Origin of the sequence: Amycolatopsis sp. NBC_01307, assembly GCF_035975215.1 — a bacterium.
Taxonomy (GTDB): domain Bacteria; phylum Actinomycetota; class Actinomycetes; order Mycobacteriales; family Pseudonocardiaceae; genus Amycolatopsis.
On sequence record NZ_CP108403.1, the window covers coordinates 1,056,580 to 1,078,516 of the forward strand.

Genomic DNA, 21,937 nt, shown 5'->3' on the forward strand with positions numbered 1-21,937 from the left:
CAATTTGTCAGCTGTCGGTAATTTTACCCACTCGGGCGTGGTGGGGAATTCCCTTCCTTCGTCGGGAAAACGCGAGCTATAGTCGGGACGAACGTCGAGCCCGGCGAGCATCGGTTCTCGCTGAAACAGGGCGGAAACCGGTCCGGGGATGTGCTCGGTGCCGGGTTGCACGCAACGATGCGGGCAGGTGAGAGGTACTTTTATGTCATTTCTGTCGGCCGTGGAATCGGCTCGTTCGGTAGCGATCTTCGATTCGAATCGATCCGCTGTACGGGTGAACGGCACGCGAATGCTGGCCGATCTCGACAAATTGGCTACGTACGGTGTCGATTCCGAGGGCGGTTTGTCCAGGCTTGGGTTCACTTCCGCGGAAGATTCCGCGCGCGCGTTTTTGCGCGACGCGGCCGCGCGAGCGGGCCTGGGCAGTACGGTGGATCAAGCGGGCAATCTCTTCCTGCACCACGGGAAAACGCTTCCCGACGATCCGGTGGTGCTGATGGGGTCGCACGTCGACACGGTGCGGCGGGGCGGCCGCTTCGACGGCACCTACGGCGTGGTCGCCGGGCTGGAAGTGCTGCGGACCCTCGCCGAACACGACCTGCCGATGCGCAACGCCCCGGTGGCCGTGGCGTTCTCCAACGAAGAGGGCGCCCTTTTCCCCTACCCCTTCTGGGGTTCGCTGGCGGTCAGCGGGCAGCTGGACGCGCCCGAGGCCGCCGTCGACCGGACGGGCCGCTCGATCCGTGAGCCGCTGGCCCGCGCCGGCGGCGACCTGGACGCGATCGGCGATGCCGTCTGGCCGCCCGGAATGATGGCGGCCTACCTCGAACTGCACATCGAACAGGGGCCCGTCCTCGAGTCCCGCGGTATCCCGATCGGTGTGGTGACCGGCATCGTCGGGCGCACCATCATGGAGTTCGAGGTGCGGGGCAAGCAGAACCACGCGGGAACCACACCGATGGACCAGCGGCGCGACGCCCTCGTGGCGGCGGCGAAGCTGGTGCTGCGGGTCGAAGCCCTTTCGGCCGAACGGAAGCTGTGCGCGGTCAGCACCGTGGGCGACCTCGCCGTCGAGCCGGGACAAGCGAACGTGGTACCGGGCCGGGCGCGGCTGACGGCCGAGATCCGGGACCTCGACGCGACCCGCCTCGAGGTCGTGGAAGCGTTGCTCCGCGAGGAAACCACGCGGTCCGCGCGCGAAGCCGGGGTCGACGTCACGTGCGTGACGACCATGCGCTCGGCGCCGGTCCGGACCGCGACGGCGTTGCAGACGGCGATCGAGGAGGCGGCGGCGGACCTCGCGCTGCCCGTCGTGGCCATGCCCAGCGGCGCCGGGCACGACGCGCAGATGATCGCCGCCGTCGCGCCGGTCGGGATGATCTTCGTGCCCAGCCGCGACGGGATCAGCCACGCACCCGAAGAGCACACCGCGCCGGGACAGCTCGTCGCCGGCGCCAACGTGCTCCTCCACGCCGCCCTTCGCGCCTGACGAAACCGGCGCAACCGACCGAAACGGGGAACAGCCATGCCGAACGACACCACGGAAGACGAGTTCGAGTACCAGGTCGTCGTGAACGAGGAAGAGCAGTACTCCATCTGGCGGGTGGGCAAGGAGATCCCGCGGGGCTGGCGGCCCGACGGGACCCGCGGCGCCCGGAAGGCCTGCCTGGAGCACATCGAGCGGGTCTGGGTCGACATGCGGCCGCTGAGCCTGCGCACGTTCATGGACCGGCAGGCGGCCGGGAACTGATCCGGCCGCCCCGGCACGAGGTCGGCATGCCCGCACCGAGAACGCCGTTCGCCCGGCAGTGCCTGGCGGCGCGCGACCGCATCGGACCGCTGATCCGGCGCACGCCGATCCTGACCGACCCGGACACCGGGATCCACCTGAAGTGCGAGAACGAGCAGGTCACCGGGTCGTTCAAGGCACGCGGCGCGCTCAACGCCCTCACCGCGCTCGGGCCGGCCGCCGTCGTCGTCGGCTCGTCCGGGAACCACGGCATCGCCACCGCGTGGGCCGCCTCCCGGATGGGGGCCGACGCCACGGTGGTGATGACCGAGGCGACCAGCGCGTACAAGCGGAACCGGATCCGGCGCCTCGGCGCGCGGGTGATCACGTGCGCCGGCGGGAACAACGCCAGAGGGGACCGGGTGGCGGAGATCGCGGCCGCGACCGGCGCGGTCCCGGTGTCGTCCTACGACCACCCGCTGGTGGTGGCCGGGCAGGCCTCGGTGGGCTTCGAGATCCTCGAGCAGCTGGCCGGGGCCACGACGATCGTGGTGCCGGTCGGCGGCGGCGGGCTGCTCGCCGGGGTGGCCGCCGCGGTGGAGGTCGCCGGCCGGCGGGTCCGCGTGGTCGCCGCCGAGCCACGCGCGGCCAACGACACCGCGCTGTCGCTCGCGGCGGGCCGGCGGATCGAGATCGACCCCCCGGTCTCCGTCTGCGACGGCGTTCTCGCCCAGACACCCGGCGCGTTCACCTTCCCGCTGATCCGCCGGCTGGTCGACGAAGTCGTCGAGGTCGCCGAAGACGAAGTCCTCGCGGCGATGCAGGAACTCGCCGTGCTCGGCCTGACCGTCGAACCGACCGGCGCCCTCGCCTTCGCAGCGGCCCGCACCCTGCCGGCCGCGGCGGGCACGGTCGCCGTCGTGAGCGGCGGGAACGTCGAGCCGGCCGAGTTCCGCCGGCTCACCGGAGCCAGCCGGTACCCCGCCCGTCCCTGATCGTCACGTGTTTCGGAGGAAGCCGATGTCCGGCGCACCGCTGTCCTTTTCGCAGCAACGGTTGTGGTTCCTGGATCAGCTCGAACCGGGGAGCGCCGAGTACGTCGTGCCGTTCGCCTGGCGGCTCACCGGCGAGCTGGTCGTCCCCGCGCTCGAGGACGCCATCACCAGGGTCGTGTCCCGCCATGAGGTGCTTCGCGCCCGCTTCGTCGCCGAAGACGGTGAGCCCGCGCAGGTCGTGACGGCGGCGGAACCGGCCCGGCTGCCGCTGCTCGACGCCCGGGACGACGACCTCGCCAAGGTGGTCGCCGGGTTCGCGGCCGAGCCGTTCGACCTGGCCCGCGGCCCGCTGTGGCGCGCCGGGCTGGTCCGGGCGGGCGAGCGCGACCACGTGTTCGTCTTCGCCGCGCACCACATCGTGATGGACGCCTGGTCGGCGCGGAACCTCGTGGACGAGCTGGGGGAGTGCTACCGGGCGGCGCTGTCCGGGCGGCCGCCGGTGCTGCCGGAGCTGACCATGCAGTACGCGGATTTCGCGCGCTGGCAACGGGAGCGGCTCGACGGCGCGGTCGCGTCCCGGCTGCTCGGGCACTGGCGCCGGCAGCTCGACGGGATCCGGCCGCTCGACCTGCCGACGGACCGCCCGCGCGGGGCGCTCGCCTCGGCCGAGGGCACCGCCGTCGAGTTCACCGTGCCGCCGGACGTGGCCGACGGGCTGGTGAAACTGGCCGGCGAGCACCGGGTGACCCGGTTCATGATCCTGCTCGCCGCGGTCCAGGTGGTGCTCGGGCGCTACTGCGGGCAGGACGACGTCGCCGTCGGCACCCCCATCGCCAGCCGCGGCCGGGAAGAAGCCGAGGCGCTCATCGGGTTCTTCGTCAACACCCTCGTGCTGCGCACCGACCTGTCCGGCGATCCGACGTTCGCGGAGCTGCTGGCCAGGGTCCGCGAGGTCGCGCTCGACGCCTACGACCACGAGGAACTGCCCTTCGAACGGCTGGTGGAACAGCTGCACCCGGACCGGGACCGGACCAGCACCCCGCTGATCCAGGCGTTGCTGGTGCTGAACACCACCTTCGACCACCTCGAGCTGGACGGCCTGCGTGCCGAGGCGTTCCCGGTCGAGTTCCTGCACTCGAAGTTCGACCTGACGGTCGGGTTCGTCGACAGCGCGGACAGCCTGACCGGCTGGGTGCGCTACCGGACCGAGCTGTTCGACACCGCCCGGATGACCCGCATGTGCGGGCACCTGCTGCAGGTGCTCACCGCCGTCGCCGTCGACCCCGAGGTCCGGCTGTCCGACCTGCCGCTGCTCACCGACGCCGAACGCGGCGAACTCGTGCCCGCCGGCGCGCCCGTGTCCGGGCCGGCCGAGCCGGCGCACGCGCTGTTCGAGGCGAACGCGAAGACGTCCCCGGACGTCGTCGCGCTCGTCGAACCGGACGGCGGCCGCCTCACCTACGGCGAACTCGACGTCCGGGCCAACCGGCTCGCCCGGCACCTGCTCGCGGCGGGTGCCTCGGCGGGCGCCCCGATCGGGATCTGCCTGCCCCGGTCGGCCGACGCGATCGTGGGCATCCTCGCCGCGTTCAAGACGGGCATCGGTTACGTCGCCCTGGATCCCGGCTACCCGCAGGCTCGGCTCGAGTACCTCCTGACCGACAGCGGGATCGGCCTGGTGCTCGCCGACCGGGACACCGCGGCCGCGCTCCCGCCGGGGTTCGCGGGCCGGACGGTGGATCCGCGGGACCCGGCGATCGCCGGCCGGCCGGGGCACGATCTCGCCCTGCCGGTGCACCCGCTTTCCGTCGCCTACATCGCGTACACGTCCGGCTCGACCGGACAGCCGAAGGGCGTCGTCGCGACCCACGAGGCCGTGTCGCGGCGGATCCGGCACATCCGGGCGGACTACGACCTAGGCCCGTCGGACGTCGTCCTCGCGATCGCCGGGTTCGGCTTCGACGCGTCGGCGCGCGAAATCCTCGGGACGCTCACGTCGGGGGCGCGGCTGGTGCTGGCCGGGCCGGACGCGGCCAAGGACCCGGCCGGGGTGGTCGGCCTGGTCGCCGCGGCGCGGGTGACGGTGATCGCGAGCACGGTGCCGTCGGTCCTGTACGAGCTCGCGGCCCAGCCGGCCGCCGCCGGTGTGCCCGCGGACGTCCGGCTGGTGCTGTGCAGCGGTGAACGGCTGCACGCCGAACGGCTGGCGGGCTGCGCCTGGCTCGCCGGGAAGGTGCTGAACCAGTTCGGCCCGACCGAAGCCACGATCACGGTCACCTGGACGCGGGTGCCGGCGGGCGCCGGGCCGTCGTGGCGCTACGACGTGGGTTCCGCGGTCGGCGACACGACGCTCTACGTCCTCGACGACGCGCTGAACCCGTGTCCCGTCGGCGTGCCCGGCGAGCTGTACATCGGTGGTCCCGGCCTCGCCCGCGGGTACCTGGGCCGGCCCGGCCTGACCGCCGAGCGCTTCGTGCCCGACCCGTTCGGCGGCGGCCGGCTCTACCGCACCGGTGACCGCTGCCGCTGGTCGCCCGCGCACACCCTCGAGCACCTCGGCCGGCTCGACAACCAGCTGAAGGTGCGCGGACTGCGCGTCGAGCCGGCGGAGATCGAGGCCGCGCTGCGCGCGCTCGAGCCGGTCGCCGACGCGGTGGTCGTCCTGCGCGAGGACGTCCCGGGAGACCAGCGGCTGACCGCCTACTTCACGACGTCCGGCGCGCCGCCCGCCGCGTCGTGGCTGCACGCCGAGCTCGAGCGGGTCCTGCCCGCGTCGCTGGTGCCGTCGGTCTTCGTGGCCCTCCCGGCCCTGCCGCGGACGGTGAACGGGAAGACCGACCGCGGCGCCCTGCCCGCGCCCGGGAGCGAACGGCCGGAGCTGGGGGCGGCACCCGTGCGGCCGCGGACGCCGGCCGAGGCCGCCGTCGCCGGCGTCTGGCGGGAGGTGCTCGGCCTGGACGAGGTCGGTGTCCTGGACGACTTCTTCGCGCTGGGCGGGCATTCCCTGCTCGCCACGCACGTCGTTGCCCGGTTGCGCAGCCGGCACGGGTTCGCCGTGTCCCTGCGCGCGCTCTTCGAGACGCGGACCGTCGCGAAGCTCGCCGCCCTCGTCTCCGCCGTCGATCCGGTGGCGGCCGGGGAATCCGCGGCGGAGGCGCCCATCGCGCGGTCCGGGCGGCGCGGCCCGGCGCCGCTGTCCTTCGCCCAGCACCGGCTGTGGTTCCTCGACCAGCTCGAACCGGGCGGCACCGACTACGTCATCCCGCTGGGCTGGGAGCTGTCCGGGGTGGTCGACGCCGGCGCGTTGCGCGCCGCGCTGACCGAGGTGGCCCACCGGCACCACACGCTCCGGACCACGTTCCCGACCGCTGACGGCGAGCCCGTCCAGGTCGTCGCGCCGCCGGGCCCGGTGCCGTTCACCGTGTGCGAAGCACGGGAGGAAGACCTGGACGACGTGCTGGCCGGTTTTGTCGCCGAGCCGTTCGACCTGGGCACCGGGCCGGTCTGGCGCGCGCTGCTGGTCCGGACCGGCCCTCGCCGTTCGGTGTTCGCGCTGACGATCCACCACATCGTCGCGGACGCCTGGTCGGCCGCCGTCTTCGCCGAGGAGATCGGCCGCGCCTACCGGGCCGCCGTCGAAGGGCACGCTCCGGCGCCGGCGGACCTGCCGATCCAGTACACCGACTTCGCCCGGTGGGAGCGGGACCGGCTGAGCGGTCCCGCGCTCGACGAGCCGCTGGCGTACTGGCGCGACCGGCTCACCGGGACCGAGGTGCTCGACCTGCCCGCCGACCGGCCCCGCCCGGCCGCCACCGAGACCGCCGGTGCCTCGCTCGAGTTCACCCTGCCCGCCGCGACCGCCGACGGGCTGCGGGCGCTCGCCCGGGCCGAGGGCGCGACCCTGTTCATGGTCGTGCTCGCCGGGCTGCAGGCCGTCCTCGCCCGGTACACCGGTCAGGACGACATCACCGTCGGCACCCCGGTGGCCCGGCGCGCCCGCCCGGAGACCGAGCCGCTGATCGGCATGTTCGTCAACACCCTCGTGCTGCGGACCGACGTCGGCGGGGACCCCGCCTTCACGGCCCTGCTCGCCCGGGTGCGGGACACCACGCTGGGCGCCTACGAGCACCAGGACGTGCCGTTCGAACGGCTCGTCGAGCAGCTGCGCCCGGACCGCGACCTCACCCGGACGCCGCTGTTCCAGGTCTCGTTGTCGGTGGACAACACCCCGGCGCTGCGGCTGCGCCTGCCCGGCCTGACCCTGGCCGACCACCCGTTGACCACCGACCGCGCCAAGTACGACCTCGCCCTCGCGTTCACCGACAACGCCGAGGAGTTCTCGGGCGTCATCTCCTACCGCACCGCGTTGTTCGACGCGCGCCGGATCGAGCGGCTGGGCGAGCACCTGCGGACGTTCTTCGCCGGGGTCGTCGCGGATCCCGGTGCGCGGCTCTCGGCGATCCCGCTGCTGACCGAAGCCGAACGCCGGACGGTCGTCGAGGAGTGGGGCACCGGCCCCGCCGAACGCCCCGAGGCGGCCGAGCGGCCGGGGTGGATCCACCGCGTGCTCTCGAAGCACGCGCAGGACCAGCCGGACGCGGTCGCGGTCCGCGCCGCCGACGGCACCACCGTGAGCTTCCGCGAGCTGGTGGACCGCGCCGAGCGCCTCGCGGGCCACCTGCGGGACCGCGGGGCCGGGCCGGAGGACGTCGTCGGGATCTGCCTGGCCCGCCGCCCGGAGACGATCGTGGCCCTGCTCGCCGTGCACCGCGCCGGCGCCGCCTACCTCCCGCTGGATCCGGGGCACCCGGCCGAGCGCCTCGCCGCCACGCTGGCGGACGCGCGCGCGGCCGTCCTGCTCACCGACACCGCGCACGCCACCGACCTGGGCGCCCGGATCCGCGCGGACGTCGTCGACGTCGACGACCCGGCCACCGCACGGGCCATCGCCGGGCACGCCCCCGCCGGGGACCCCAGTGGCCACCCGGAGAGCCTCGCCTACGTCATCTACACCTCCGGCTCCACCGGTACCCCCAAGGGCGTGCAGATCACCCACCGGGGGCTGGCGAACTACCTCGCCTGGGCCGCCGGCGCGTACCCGTTCCCGCGGGCCGGCGGTGCGGTGCTGCACTCGTCGCCCGCCTTCGACATGACCGTCACGTCGATCTTCCTGCCGCTGCTGGCCGGCCGGCCCGTGCAGCTGGCCGAGGAGGGCGCCGACCCGGCCGGACTGCTGCCCGCGCCCGGCGCCGCCCTGGTGAAGCTGACGCCCACCCACCTGAGGGTGCTGGCGGGCACCTCGCCGGCCGGGGTCGTGTTCCCGCCCGCTGTCATCGTCGGCGGCGAGGACCTCCCGGCCGCGGCGGCCACGGAAGTGCTCGCCGGGCTGCCGGCCGGCGGCTACCTGGTCAACGAGTACGGGCCCACCGAGACGGTGGTCGGGTGCTGCGTGCACACCCTGCCCGCGGGCGCCGTCGCCGGCCCGGGCCGCGTCCCGATCGGCCGGCCGATCGCCGGCACCCGCCTTCACGTGCTCGATGCGGCCATGTCGCCGTGCCCGATCGGCGTGGCGGGCGAGCTGTACATCGGCGGGGCCGGCGTGGCCCGCGGGTACCGGGACCGGCCCGGGCCGACCGCGGAACGGTTCGTCCCCGACCCCTTCGGGTCCGGCCGGCTCTACCGGACCGGCGACTCCTGCCGCTGGTCGCCCGACGGGCACCTCGAATACCTGGGGCGCACCGACTTCCAGGTGAAGATCCGCGGCCACCGCGTCGAACCCGGCGAGATCGAGGCGACGCTGCTGGCGCAGCCCGGCGTCGCCGAGGCGGTCGTGGTGGCCCGGGAGGACACCCCGGACGACCGCCGGCTCGTGGCCTACCTGGTGCCCGGCGCGGACCCGCTCGACCTGCCGGCCCTGCGCGCCCGCCTGACGTCGTCGCTGCCCGGCTACCTGGTCCCGTCGGCCTTCGTGGTGCTGCCCGCCCTCCCGCTGTCCGGCAGCGGCAAGGTGGACCGCCGGGCGCTGCCCGCGCCGGACACCGCGCGGCCCGACCTCGGCAGCGGCCCGGTCCGGCCGCGCGGGCTGCTGGAGGAGCTGGTCGCCGACATCTGGAGCGACGTCCTCGGCGTCGACGTGGTGGGCGTCTTCGACGACTTCTTCGCGCTGGGCGGGCATTCCCTGCTGGCGACCCAGGTCGTGGCCCGCCTCGCCCGCACGAGCGGCCGCGAGGTGCCGCTGCGGCTGCTGTTCGAGGCACCCACGGTGGCCGGGATGGCCCAGCGGCTCTCCGGTGCGGACGGGACCGCGCTCAGCCCGATCCCGCACGCCGACCGCGCGGCCGGGCTCCCGCTTTCCTTCGCGCAGCAACGGTTGTGGTTCCTCGACCAGTTCGAGCCCGGCAGCACCGAGTACATCGCGCCGATGGCCTGGCGGCTGACCGGCGAGCTCGACCCGGCCGCGCTGGAAGCGGCGCTGGCCGCGGTCGTGGCGCGGCACGAGGTGCTGCGGACGGCGTTCCCGACCGTCGAAGGCAAGCCGTCCCAGCACATCGCGGCCGCCGTCGCGGTGACCCTGCCGGTCCTGGAAACCGGCGACCGCGCGCCCGAGCAGGTCGTCACCGACTTCGTGTACCGCCCGTTCGACCTCGGCACCGGACCGCTGTGGCGCGCCGCCGTCGTCCGGCTCGGCCCGCGGGAGCACGTGCTCGTGCTGGCCATGCACCACGTCGTCGCCGACGCCTGGTCGTCCGGTGTGCTCGTGCGGGAGCTGAGCCACCACTACCGGCGGGGCGCTCCCGGGCTCCCGCCGCTCGCGACGCAGTACGCGGACTTCTCGGCGTGGCAACGGAACTGGCTCACCGGGCCGGTGCTGGAGGCCCAGCTCGGCCACTGGCGGGACCGGCTGGCCGGGCTCACGCCGCTCGAGCTGCCGGCCGACCGTCCCCGCGAGGCCGTCCGCTCGGCCGACGGCGCCGCGATCGAGTTCACCGTGCCCGCCGAGGTCGCCGCCGGGCTGCGACGCCTGGCGCGGGACCACCGGGCGACGCTGTTCATGGTGGTCCTCGCCGGGGTGCAGGCCGTGCTCGCGCGGCACTCCGGGCAGCACGACGTGGCGGTCGGCACCCCGATCGCCGGGCGCACCCGGACCGAGGTCGAGGACCTGGTCGGGTTCTTCGTCAACACGCTCGTCCTGCGCGCGGACCTGTCCGGCGACCCGGCTTTCACCGAGCTGCTGGAGCGCGTCCGCACGGTCACCCTGGACGCCTACGAGCACCAGGACCTGCCCTTCGAACGGCTCGTCGACGAACTGCGGCCCGAGCGTGACCTGGCCCGCACCCCGCTCTTCCAGGTCATGCTCACCCTCGACAACACCCCGCCCGGGGCGTGGGCGCTGCCCGGGGTCGAGGTCACCGAGTTCCCGCTCGGCGCGCGGCACGCCAAGTTCGACCTCACCTTCGCCTTCACCGACACCCCGGACGGGCTCGCGGGCGTCATCCGCTACAGCACTGCGTTGTTCGACGCCGGCCGGGTGACCCGGCTGGGCGAGCACGTCGGGCGCGTACTGGAGGCGGTCGCGCGGGACGCGGGCCGGCGGCTGTCGGACTTGCCCCTGCTCACCGAGCGGGAACACGCCCAGGTCGTCGCGGAGTGGAATCCCGGCGGCTCGGCCACCGGCGCCGCGCTGCTCCACGAGCTGGTCGAGCGGCACGCCGCCGAGCGTCCGGACGCCGTCGCGGTCACCGACACCGACGGCGCGGTCCTGACCTACGCCGAGCTGAACCGCCGGGCGAACCGGCTGGCCCACCACCTGCGCCGGCGTGGCGCGGGCCCGGAGCAGCTCGTCGGGCTGTGCCTGGGGCGGTCGGTCCGGACCGTGGTGAGCCTGCTCGCCGTGCTCAAGTCCGGCGCCGGGTACCTGCCGCTGGATCCCGCGTACCCGGCCGAGCGCCTCGCGTTCATCATCTCCGACGCCCGGACGGCGCTCGTCGTCACCGACGCGGCCACCGCCACCCGCGACTGGGCGGCCGAAGTCGTGAACCTCGACGACGCGGCGCTCACCGCGGTGCTCGACGGCCTGCCCGACACCGATCCGCGGCCCGTCATGAGCCCGCAGAACCTGGCCTACGTCATCTACACCTCCGGCTCCACCGGCAAACCCAAGGGCGTTCAGGTCACCCACGCCAACGCCAGCCGGCTGTTCGAGGCGACCCGGGAGACCTTCGGCTTCGACGACGAGCAGGTGTGGCTCTCGACGCACAGCTACGCGTTCGACTTCTCCGTCTGGGAGATCTGGGGCGCGCTGACCACCGGCGGGCGGACGGTGATCGCCGCGAACGCGGTGGCCCGCGACCCCGAGCGGCTGGCGGGCGTCGTCGCCGAGCAGCACGTCACCATGCTGAGCCAGACGCCGACGGCGTTCCGGGCCCTGATGGGGCCGCTGATCGCCGCCGGACCGGGGCACCTGCGGTTCGTCGTCTTCGGCGGCGAGGCCCTCGACCTGACCACGCTGCGCCCCTGGTTCGACGACCACCGCACCCGGGCCGTCGCGCTGGTCAACATGTACGGCATCACCGAGACGACGGTGCACACGACGTCGCTCGTGCTGACGTCGTCGACCCGCGGTGACGCCGCGGCCGGCCCGATCGGCCGGGCGCTGAGCGACCTGCGCACCTACGTGCTGGACGCGGACCTGACGCCCTGCCCGATCGGCGTGCCCGGCGAGCTGTACGTCGGCGGCGCGGGCGTGACCCGCGGCTACCTCGGCCGCCCCGGGCTGACGGCGGAGCGGTTCGTCCCGGACCCCTTCGGCACCGGCCGGCTCTACCGGACCGGTGACGTCGGCCGGTGGTCGGCGGCGGGGGTCCTGGAGTACCTCGGCCGGACCGACCGCCAGGTCAAGATCCGCGGGTTCCGGATCGAGCTGGGCGAGATCGAGGCGAGGCTGCTGGAATCCGCCGACGTCGCCGAGGCCGTGGTCACCGCGCGGGAGGACAAGCCGGGCGAACGCCGTCTGGTCGGTTACGTCGTGCCCGCCGGGCGGACGCCGTCGGTCTCGGAGCTGCGGGCCTGGCTGGAGCGGACGCTGCCCGCCCACCAGGTGCCCGGCGCCTTCGTCTTCCTGCCGGCGTTGCCGCTGACGGCCACGGGCAAGGTCGACCGTCGTGCGCTGCCCGCTCCCGGTGCGGCCCGGCCCGAACTCGCCTCGGGCTTCGCCGAACCGCGCACCCCGGCGGAGGAACTGCTGGCCGGCGTCTGGGCGCAGGTCCTCGGGCTCGACCGGGCCGGGGTGTTCGACAACTTCTTCGACCTCGGCGGGGACTCGATCCTGAGCATCCAGATCGTCGCCAGGGCCGTGGCCGGCGGCCTCCGGATCACGCCTCGGATGGTGTTCGAGCACCAGACCATCGCGGCGCTGGCCGCGGCGGCCGAGACGGCGCCGGTCGTGCGGGCCGAGCAGGGCGTGGTGACGGGCGACGCCCCGCTCACACCGATCCAGCACTGGTTCTTCGCCCGCGACCTGCCGCACCTCGACCACTACAACCAGTCGATGATCGTCACGGTGCCGCCGGCGGCGACCGAGCGGGACCTCCGGCTGGTCCTGGACCGGCTCGCCGCGCAGCACGACATGCTGCGCGCGCGGTTCACCCCCGGGCCGGACGGCTGGACGCAGTCCGGCACGGCCGAGGTCCCCGGCGATCTACTGTGGACAGTGCGGTGCGCGACCGATACCGCGCTCACCGTCGAGGCGGACTGGTTGCAAGCGAGCCTGGACATCCGGGCCGGGCGGGTGTTCGGCGCGCTGCTGGCCGATCTCGGCCCTCGCGGGCGGCGGCTGCTGCTCGTGGCCCACCACCTCGTCGTCGACGGCGTCTCGTGGCGGGTGCTGCTCGAAGACCTGGAAACGGGCTACCGGCAGGTGCGGGCGGGCCTGCCGATCACGTGGCCCGCCAAGACGACGTCGTTCCTGCAGTGGGCGCGGATGCTGCCGGAGTACGCGGTTTCCCCCGCCGCCGACAGGGAAATCGACTTCTGGGGCAAGAGAACGGGCCCCGGGGCCGTGATCGCGGTCGACCACCCCGGCGGGGCCAACACCGTCGAATCCACGGCGCGGGTCACGCGCGAACTGAGCGCGGAGCTGACCCGCGCGCTGCTCGTCGAGGTGCCCGCCGCGTACCGGACGCAGATCAACGACGTCCTGCTGACCGCGCTCGCGCTGGCGATCCGGCCGTACGCCACCGCCTCCGACGTCGTCATCGACCTGGAGGGCCACGGCCGCGAGGAGATCGTGGCGGGGGTGGACCTGTCCCGGACGGTCGGCTGGTTCACCTCGATCTACCCGGTGGCCCTGGACACCGGCGGTGGCACCGGCATCGCCGAGGTGCTCAAGGAAACCAAGCAGGCGCTGCGCGAGATCCCGCGGGGCGGCGTCGGCCACGGGATCCTGCGGTACCTCGCCCCCGGCGGCGCCGGGCTCACGGATTCCGGCGGGCAGGTGCTGTTCAACTACCTCGGGCAGTTCGACAACGTGCTCGCCGCCGACCGGACGTTCGGCGGCGCCGAGGAGCCGCGGGGGAGCGCGCAGGCGCCGAGCGGACGGCGTTCGCACGTGCTGGAACTCAACTCCGAGATCAGCGGCGGCCGCTTCCGGATCACCGTCGGCTACTCCCGGAACCTGCACCGTGCGGAGACCGCGGACCGGCTCGCCGACGCCTTCGTCGCCGAACTCGCCGCGGTCATCGCCCACTGCACCGCCCCGGGCACCACCGGCGCGGTCCCCGCGGACTTCCCGCTCGTGGGCCTCGACCAGCAGACCCTCGACCTGATCATCGACGAATACCGAAGGGACGTCTGATGGAGGCCTCGCCACTGGAGGACATCCTCCCGCTGTCACCGATGCAGGAGGGGATGCTGTTCCACAGCTTGCTGGACCCCGACGGCGGCGTGGACTTCGAGCAGCTGCTGTACCGGTTCGACGGGCCGCTCGACACCGCCGCGCTGGAGCGGGCGTGGCAGGCGGTGGTGGCCCGGCACACCGCGCTGCGCGCCCGGGTGCGCTGGCAGGGCGTCGACCGACCGCTCCAGCTGATCGAGCGGTCGGTGACGGTGCCGGTCACCGTGCTCGGCCGGGTGCCGTCAGATGGGCTCGAAGCGTGGCTGGCGCAGGACCGGCGTGAAGGCATCTCGCTGGCCAAGGCGCCGCTGCTGCGGGTCACGCTCTTCCGGGAGACGGACCGGGAACACCTGATGGTGCTCAGCTTCCACCACGTGCTGCTGGACGGCTGGAGCGTCCGGCTGGTGCTGCGCGACCTCATGACGTGCTACCGCGCCGAAAGCGAAGGCCGGCGCGTGGTGCTGGAGCCCGCGCCGCAGTACCGCTCGTTCCTGCGCTGGCTCGGCGCCCAGGACACCGCCGCCGCCGAGCGGTACTGGAAGGGAGAGCTGGCCGACTTCACCGCCCCGACGAAGATCACCGCCGACCGGCCCGGCACCGAGTCCGGTTTCGCCGTGGCCGAGCTGGAACTCGACGCCGCGGAGTCCGCGCGGGTGCGGGAGTTCGCGCGGGCGCAGCGGATCACCGTCAACACCGTGCTGCAGGGCGCGTGGGCGCTGGTGCTGTCCCGCTACACCGGCGAGCGCGACGTCGTCTTCGGCGCCACCATGAGCACCCGGCCGCCGGAAGCCGACCGGGTCGAGTCCATGGTCGGGCTGATGATCAACACGCTGCCGCTGCGGGTGCGCGTCGAGCCGGCGAAACCGGTCGGCGAGTGGCTGCGGTCGGTCCAGGACGCCCAGCTCCGCCTGCGCCAGTACGACTACACGCCGCTCGTGCTCGCGCAGAGCAGCAGCGGGGTACCGCAGGGCACGCCGCTGTTCGAAAGCCTGCTCGTGTTCGAGAACTACCCCGCCGCGACCGCGGCGGACCAGTCGGCGGGCGGCGTGGAACTCGTGCCGGTCGGCGCGCGCGAACGCAACGGCTACCCGCTCAGCGTCGTCGCGGCGGTGCGCGACCTCCTGCGCGTGGAGATCACCTACGACCGGGCGCGGTTCGACCGCCACCGGGCCGGCCTGCTCGCCGGGCACCTGCGCACCCTGCTGCTCGGGCTGGCCGCGGATCCCGCCGCCTTGGTCGGCGACCTCGGCATCCTCACGCCGGCGGAGCGGCAGCTGATCGTCACCGAGTGGAACGCCACCGACGCCGGATACCCCGCCGACCGCTGCGTGCACGAGCTGTTCGCGGCGTGCGCGGCCCGCGATCCCGGCGCGGTCGCGGTGGTGGACACCGACGGCACGCGGCTGACCTACGGCGAGCTGGACGCCCGGGCCAACCGGCTGGCCCACCACCTGCGCGGGCTCGGGGCCGGGCCGGAGCAGCGGATCGGGATCTGCGTGAGCCCGTCGGTGAACGCGCTCGTCGGGATCTTCGGCATCCTCAAGTCCGGCGCCGCCTACGTGCCGCTGGACCCGGGGCACCCGGCCGAACGGATGCGCTTCATGCTGGACGACACCGGCGCGGAGTGGGTCCTGGTGGAACCGCGGACACAACCGGGCCTGCCGGCGGAGTACGCGGAGCGGGCCATCGTGCTCGACGCGGACGTCTCCGTGGCGGCCGGGCTGCCGGAGACCGACCCCGGCGCGCCCGTCCGCGCGGACAACCTCGCCTACGTGATGTACACCTCCGGCTCCACCGGCCGGCCCAAGGGCGTCCTCGTGGCGCACCAGGGTCTGGTCAACTACCTGTGGTGGGCCATCGACGGCTACGGGCTGGGCGGTGCGTCCGGCGCTCCCATGCTCGGCTCGATCGCCTTCGACCTCTCGATGCCCAACTTCTTCCTGCCGCTCATCGGCGGCAAGGACGTCACCCTGCTCGCGGCCGATCGCGGGCACGACTCCCTGCGGGAGCTGCTGTCCGCGCCCGGTGACTTCAGCCTGCTCAAGATCACCCCCGGGCACCTCGACCTGCTGCGCGGCATGATCGGCGAGGACGAGCAGCTCGGCTCCGTCCGGACCTACGTGGTCGGCGCCGACGAGGTCAAGCCGGAGACCCTCGCGGCCTGGCAGCGGATCGCCCCGAAGTCCCGGGTGATCAACGAGTACGGCCCGACCGAGACCGTCGTCGGCTGCTCGATCTACGTCGCGGACGAACGGTTCGACCCCTCGGTGCCCGTGCCGATCGGGCGCCCGATCGCGAACACCCGGATGTACGTGCTCGACGAGGCGCTCAACCCGGTGCCGGTGGGCGTCGTGGGGGAGCTCTGCATCGGCGGCGACGGCGTCGCCCGCGGGTATCTCGGGCGCCCGGACATCACGGCCGAGCGGTTCGTGCCCGACCCCTTCGGCTCCGGGCGGCTCTACCGCACCGGTGACCTGGCCCGCTTCCAGCCCGACGGCGACCTGGAGTTCCTCGGCCGCACCGACCACCAGGTGAAGATCCGCGGGTACCGCGTCGAGCTGGGCGAGATCGAGGCGCGCCTGCTGCTGCTCGACGCGGTGTCCGAAGCGGTGGTCGTCGCGCGGGAGGACACCCCGGGTGACCGCCGGCTGGTCGCCTACCTCGTCGCGGACGGCGACCTCACCGAGCCCGCCGTCCGCGAGTGGGTCGCGGCGGTGCTGCCCGGCTACATGCTGCCCGCCGCGTTCGTGTTCCTGCCGGCGTTGCCGTTGTCCGGCAACGGGAAGGTCGACCGGCGCGGCCTGCCCGCGCCGGGCGGTGCCCGGCCAGAGCTGGCCGCCGGTCCGGTCCGGCCCCGGACGCCGTCCGAGGAGCTCGTCGCCGGCGTCTGGTCCGACGTGCTCGGGATCGACGAGATCGGCGTCTACGACGACTTCTTCGCGCTGGGCGGGCATTCCCTGCTGGCGACCCAGGTCGTGTCCCGGCTGAGCCGGCTCGGCGGCGCCGAGGTGCCGCTGCGGGCGTTGTTCGCCGAACCGACGGTCGCGGACCTGGCCCGGCTGCTCGACGAACGGCGGACCGGGCGGCGGATCCCGCCCATCGAGCGGGTGGCCGGCGACGGCGACCTCTTCCCGCTGTCGTTCGCCCAGCAACGGCTGTGGCTGCTCGACCAGCTCGAACCGGGCAGCACCGAGTACGTCGTCCCGCTGGCCTGGCGGCTGATCGGCGCCCTCGACGTCGCGGCCCTGGAAACCGCGCTCGGCGGGGTGATCGCCCGGCACGAGGTGCTGCGGACCACGTTCGCCGCCGGGGAAACCGAAGCGGGGCAACGGATCCACCCCGCCCGCCCGGTCGGGATCCCGGTCTTCGATGTCGACGTCGAAGCACTCGACGACGCCATCCGCGGGCCGGCCACGAAGCCGTTCGACCTGGTGACGGGCCCGGTGTGGCGCACCGCGTTGTTCCGGGTCGCGGCCGACGACCACGTCCTGCTGTTCGCCACCCACCACATCGCGATGGACGCCTGGTCCGCGCGCAACCTCGTCCGCGAGCTGGGGGAGGGGTACCGGGCCGCGCTGCGCGGCACCGCACCCGAAACGCCCGCACCCGCGGTCCGGTACGCGGACTTCGCCGTCTGGCAACGGAACTGGCTGCGCGGCGACGTGTTGGACGAGCAGCTCGGCTACTGGCGCGAGCAGCTCACCGGCGTCCCGCCGCTGCAGCTGCCGACGGACCGGCCCCGCGCCGCGGTCCGCTCGACCGAAGGCGCGTCACTGGAGTTCAGCATGCCCGCCGAGCTCGCCGCCGGCCTGCGCGGACTCGCCCGGGACCACCGCACGACCCTGTTCATGGTCATCCTCGCCGGCGTCCAGCTGGTCCTCGGCCGTTACGCCGGCCAGACCGACGTCGCCGTCGGCACCCCGATCGCCGGGCGCAACCGGCGTGAGGTCGAGGGGCTGATCGGCTTCTTCGTCAACACCCTGGTGCTGCGCACCGACCTCGGCGGTGACCCGCGGTTCGCCGAGCTGCTCGACCGGGTGCGCGAAGTGACGATGAGCGCCTACGAGCACCAGGACCTGCCCTTCGAACGGCTCGTCGAAGAGCTCCAGCCCGAGCGGGACTTCGCCAGGACACCGCTGTTCCAGGTGATGCTGTCGGTCAACACCGTGCCGGCCGGCGAGTGGGAGCTGCCGGGCGTGCACACCGAGGAGCACGGGTTCACGACCAACCAGGCGAAGTTCGACCTCACGCTGGCCTTCGCCGACACCCCCGGCGGCCTGCTGGCCGGCATCCGGTACAGCACGGCCCTGTTCGACGCCGAGCGCGTGCGCCGGCTGAGCGAGCACGTGCAGCGGCTCTTCTCGGCCGTCGTCGCCGATCCGAAGGCCCGGCTCTCGGACCTGTCCCTGTTGTCCGAAGCGGAACACGAAAGCCTGGTGCGCGGCCGCAACGCCGACCGCACGAGTCACGTGCCCGCCGGGGTGACCGGGCTGCACCGGCTCTTCGAACAGCAGGCGGCCGCCCGCCCGGACGCCGTCGCGCTGGCGGGGCCGGCGGAGCTGACGTACGCGGAGGTCGACCGGCGGGCGGACGCGCTGGCCGCGCGGCTGCGCGAGCGCGGTGCCGGCCCCGAGGTCTTCGTCGGGATCTGCCTGCCGCGCAGTGCGGAAGCGGTGATCTGCGCGCTCGCCGTGGCGAAGACCGGGGCGGCGTTCGTCCCGATCGACGCGCGCCAGCCGCGGGACCGGGTGGCGTTCATCCTCGAGGACACCGGCACCGGGCTGGTCCTCACCGACGCCGCCACCGCGGCGGGGGCGCTCGCCGGGTTCCGGGGCGACGTGCTCCTGATCGACGGGGACGACGACGCGGCGGAGTCCCGGCCGGTCCCGCCCGCCGCGATCCACCCCGGCAGCGCCGCGTACGTCGTCTACACGTCCGGCTCGACCGGGCGCCCCAAGGGCGTCGTCGCCACCCACGGCAACGCGCTGGCCCGGATCGGCTACCTGCGGGACGAGTACGGCATCGGCCCGGCCGACACCGGGATCACGTTGTCCGGCTGGGGTTTCGACGCCTCCGTGCGCGAGATCTTCGTCGCCCTGTCGGCGGGGGCGAAGCTCGTGGTCACCGACCCGGACGCCGCCAAGGACCCGGCCTCGGTCGTGGCGCTGCTCGCCGGGCACCGCGTGAGCACGATCCTCAGCGTGGTGCCGACCCTGCTCTACGAGCTGGCCGCGCAGCCGGTGCCCGACGCCGGCCTGGCCGCGGTCCGCCTCGTCCTGTGCAGCGGCGAGCACCTGTACGCCGAGCGGCTGGCGGAGTGCGCCTGGCTCGCGGGCAAGGTGGTCAACCAGTTCGGGCCGACCGAAACCACGATGACCGCGACGCGGATCCGGGTCCCGGCCGGCGCCGGGTCGGCGTGGACCTACCCCGTCGGCGAGCCCATGGCCGGCACCGAGGTCTACGTCCTGGACGCGGCGATGGCGCCGTGCCCGGCGGGTGTCCCCGGCGAGCTGTACATCGGCGGCGCCGGCGTCAGCCGCGGCTACTGGGACCGGCCCGGGCTGACGGCCGAGCGCTTCCTGCCCAACCCCTTCGGCGACGGCCGGCTCTACCGCACCGGGGACCTCTGCCGCTGGGGACCGGGCCAGGTGCTCGAACACCTCGGCCGCACCGACCACCAGGTCAAGATCCGCGGGTTCCGGGTCGAGCTCGACGAGATCGGGACGCACCTGCGGGCGCTGGAAGCCGTGGCCGAAGCCGTCGTCGTGGCGCGGGAAGACGAGCCGGGCGACCAGCGGCTGGTCGCCTACGTCGTGCCCGCCGGCACCGACGCAGCGGTCCCGCAGCTGCGCGCGTCGCTCGAAGAATCCCTGCCGGAGTACCAGATTCCGGCCCGGTTCGTGCTTCTGCCCGCGTTGCCGAAGACGGCGAACGGGAAGATCGACCGGCTGGCGCTGCCGGATCCCGACTCGGCGCGTCCGGAGCTAGGGTCGGGCTTCGCAGCCCCGCGCACCGAGCTGGAAACGGCCATCGCCGCGATCTGGCACGAGGTGCTCGGCCTCGACCGGGTCGGGGTGTTCGACGACTTCTTCGACCTCGGCGGGCATTCGCTGCTCGCCGCGCACGTCGTCGCCCGCCTGCGCGCCCGGCACGACGTGAAGGTGCCGCTGCGGGCGATCTTCGAGGCGCGGACCGTCGCCGGGCTGGCGGAGCTGGCCGCCGCCGGGCAGCCGACGGTGACGCCGGGACTGGTGCCGCTGAACACCGGTCCCCGGGACCGCACCCTGTTCTGCGTGCACGAGGGGACCGGCAGCGTCACCGGGTACTACGCGCTGGCGCGGGCGCTGGAGCCGGACTTCGCGCTCGTCGGGCTCGACTTCGACGAGTCGCTCGTGACGGCCGCCGCGCCCGACCAGGTGGTGGCGATGGCCGAGGTCTACGTCGAGCGGATCCGGCGGTGGCAACCCGCGGGCCCGTACCGGCTGTGCGGCTGGTCGTTCGGCGGGATCGTCGCCTACGAGGCCGCGGCCCAGCTGCTTCGCGCGGGCGCCGAGGTGAGCTGGGTCGGCCTGGTCGACTCCGTCGTCCAGGCACCGGAAACGCGGCAACGCCACCACCTCGACGGGCTCCTCGACGAGATGATCGCCGTGGCCGAGGGCATCTCCGACGCGGACTGGACCGGCCTCGCCCCGCGCCGGCTGACGGACCTGGTGCGGCAGGCCGGTTTCCGCGAGGAGCAGATCGGGCTCGGGAAGGACGCGCTGGAGAGCGTGTTGCGCCGCAACCGGTTCTTCCGGATGGCCAAGCGGAACTACCGGCCGCGGCCCGCCGACGTCCCGCTCACCGTGCTCAAGGCGACCGACGGCAACTGGTCGTGGCCCTGGTTCGAAGCGTGGCGCGAGCACGCGCCGCGCACCGAGCTGCTGGAGGTGCCGGGCACCCACCTGTCGGTGCTCGAAGAACCCCAGCTCGCCCAGGTCGTTTCGGTGTTCCGGGCCGGGTTGGAGGCGGCCGGATGACCGCCCGCGACGAACCCTCGGCGCCCGCGCCCGAATCTGCCGGACCGGCCGAGATTCCGGTGCCACTGAGCCGCAACCGCGACTTCACGTTGCTCTGGGTCAGCCAGCTGGCGTCCGTGCTGGGCAGCCGGATGTCCTACGTCGGCTACCCGCTGCTGGTGCTCTCGCTGACGGGGTCGCCCGTGCTCGCCGGGCTGGTCGCGACGGCGCGGGGCGCGCCGCAGTGGCTGCTCGGCCTGCCCGCCGGGTTCTTCGCCGACCGGTGGGACCGCCGCCGGCTCATGCTGACGTGCGACCTCGTCCGGTTCGTCGCGCTCGCCAGCATCGTCGGCGGGCTCGCGACGGGCTGGCTGACGTACCCGCACATCATCGTCGTGGCGCTCGTCGAAGGCTCGGCCACCGTGCTGTTCTCGCCGGCGGAGGTGGGGGCGTTGCGCCACGTCGTGCCCGCGTCCCAGCTGCGCTCCGCGACCGCGCGCAACGAAAGCCGGGAATACGGCGCGATGCTGGCCGGCCCGCCGATCGGCGGGACGCTCTTCTCGATCGCCGCGCTGCTGCCGTTCCTCGGCGACGCGCTGTCGTACCTCGTCTCCTACGTCACGGTGTCGATGATCAAGACCCGGTTCCGGTCGGCGCCGGTGCCGGACACGAAGGCGCTGTCGCTGATTTCGGGGGTGCGTGACGGGCTTCGCTGGCTGTTCCGCCAGCCGTTCCTGCGCGGCAGCGCCCTCATGGTCGCGGCCACGAACCTCGTCGGGAACGGGATGCCCACGCTGCTCGTCGTCATCGGCCACGAGTCCGGCACGTCGGCCGCGGTGGTCGGCACCGTGCTGACCGTGGCCGCGGTGGGCGGGCTGCTCGGGTCGTTCGCCGCGACGTGGGCGGCCGAGCGGATCCCCGCGTCCTGGATCGTCATCGGGTTCCCGTGGGTGTGGGCCGCGCTGCTGCCGATCCTGCTGGTCGCGGGCAACATCGTCGTGATGGGTGTCGTGTTCGGGCTCATGCTCGCGGCCGCGCCCCTGTGGAACTCGGTGCTCTCCACCTACCGCATCGTGCTCGTCCCCGACGAGCTGCTGGGCCGGGTCGACAGCGCCTGCCGGTTCATCAGCCAGTCGGCCACCCCGCTCAGCCCGCTGCTGGCCGGGGTGCTCCTGCAGTTCTACGGCAGCACGACGACCGTGCTGGTGATGCTGGGCTGGCTGGTGCTGGTCGCGCTGGTGGGCACCGTCGTGCCCGCGCTGCGCCACCCGCCGGTGCTGCCCGGTGACGAGAAGCAGCCGTCCGATCCGGTCGTCGCCTGACC

General features: G+C 73.8%; 6 protein-coding genes. All 6 read left to right on the plus strand.

Annotated features, from left to right (window positions below):
• Positions 1-202: 202 nt before the first annotated feature.
• From OG439_RS04350 to OG439_RS04375, 6 genes are read left to right on the plus strand one after another with little or no spacing between them, the layout of a single operon-like run.
• Positions 203-1,489 (plus strand): M20 family metallo-hydrolase, encoded by a 1,287-nt coding sequence (locus tag OG439_RS04350; RefSeq protein ID WP_326948024.1) that lies wholly within the window; start codon positions 203-205, stop codon positions 1,487-1,489.
• A 36-nt stretch (positions 1,490-1,525) separates the two neighbouring features.
• A complete protein-coding gene (locus OG439_RS04355) occupies positions 1,526-1,750 on the plus strand; it encodes an MbtH family protein (RefSeq protein WP_326948025.1) in 225 nt (74 codons plus the stop codon).
• Between the two features lie 26 nt (positions 1,751-1,776).
• Positions 1,777-2,724, plus strand: coding sequence for a threonine ammonia-lyase (locus tag OG439_RS04360; protein ID WP_326948027.1), 948 nt, complete (start codon positions 1,777-1,779; stop codon positions 2,722-2,724).
• 25 nt (positions 2,725-2,749) lie between these two features.
• Complete coding sequence (locus tag OG439_RS04365) at positions 2,750-13,576, plus strand: non-ribosomal peptide synthetase (protein ID WP_326948028.1); 10,827 nt, start codon at positions 2,750-2,752, stop codon at positions 13,574-13,576.
• Positions 13,576-20,634, plus strand: coding sequence for a non-ribosomal peptide synthetase (locus tag OG439_RS04370; RefSeq protein ID WP_326948029.1), 7,059 nt, complete (start codon positions 13,576-13,578; stop codon positions 20,632-20,634). Before OG439_RS04365 ends, OG439_RS04370 begins: the two co-directional genes overlap by 1 nt.
• Positions 20,631-21,935: an MFS transporter gene (locus OG439_RS04375; RefSeq protein ID WP_326948030.1), complete on the plus strand. Its 1,305-nt coding sequence runs from the start codon at positions 20,631-20,633 to the stop codon at positions 21,933-21,935. Before OG439_RS04370 ends, OG439_RS04375 begins: the two co-directional genes overlap by 4 nt.
• Positions 21,936-21,937: the final 2 nt, after the last annotated feature.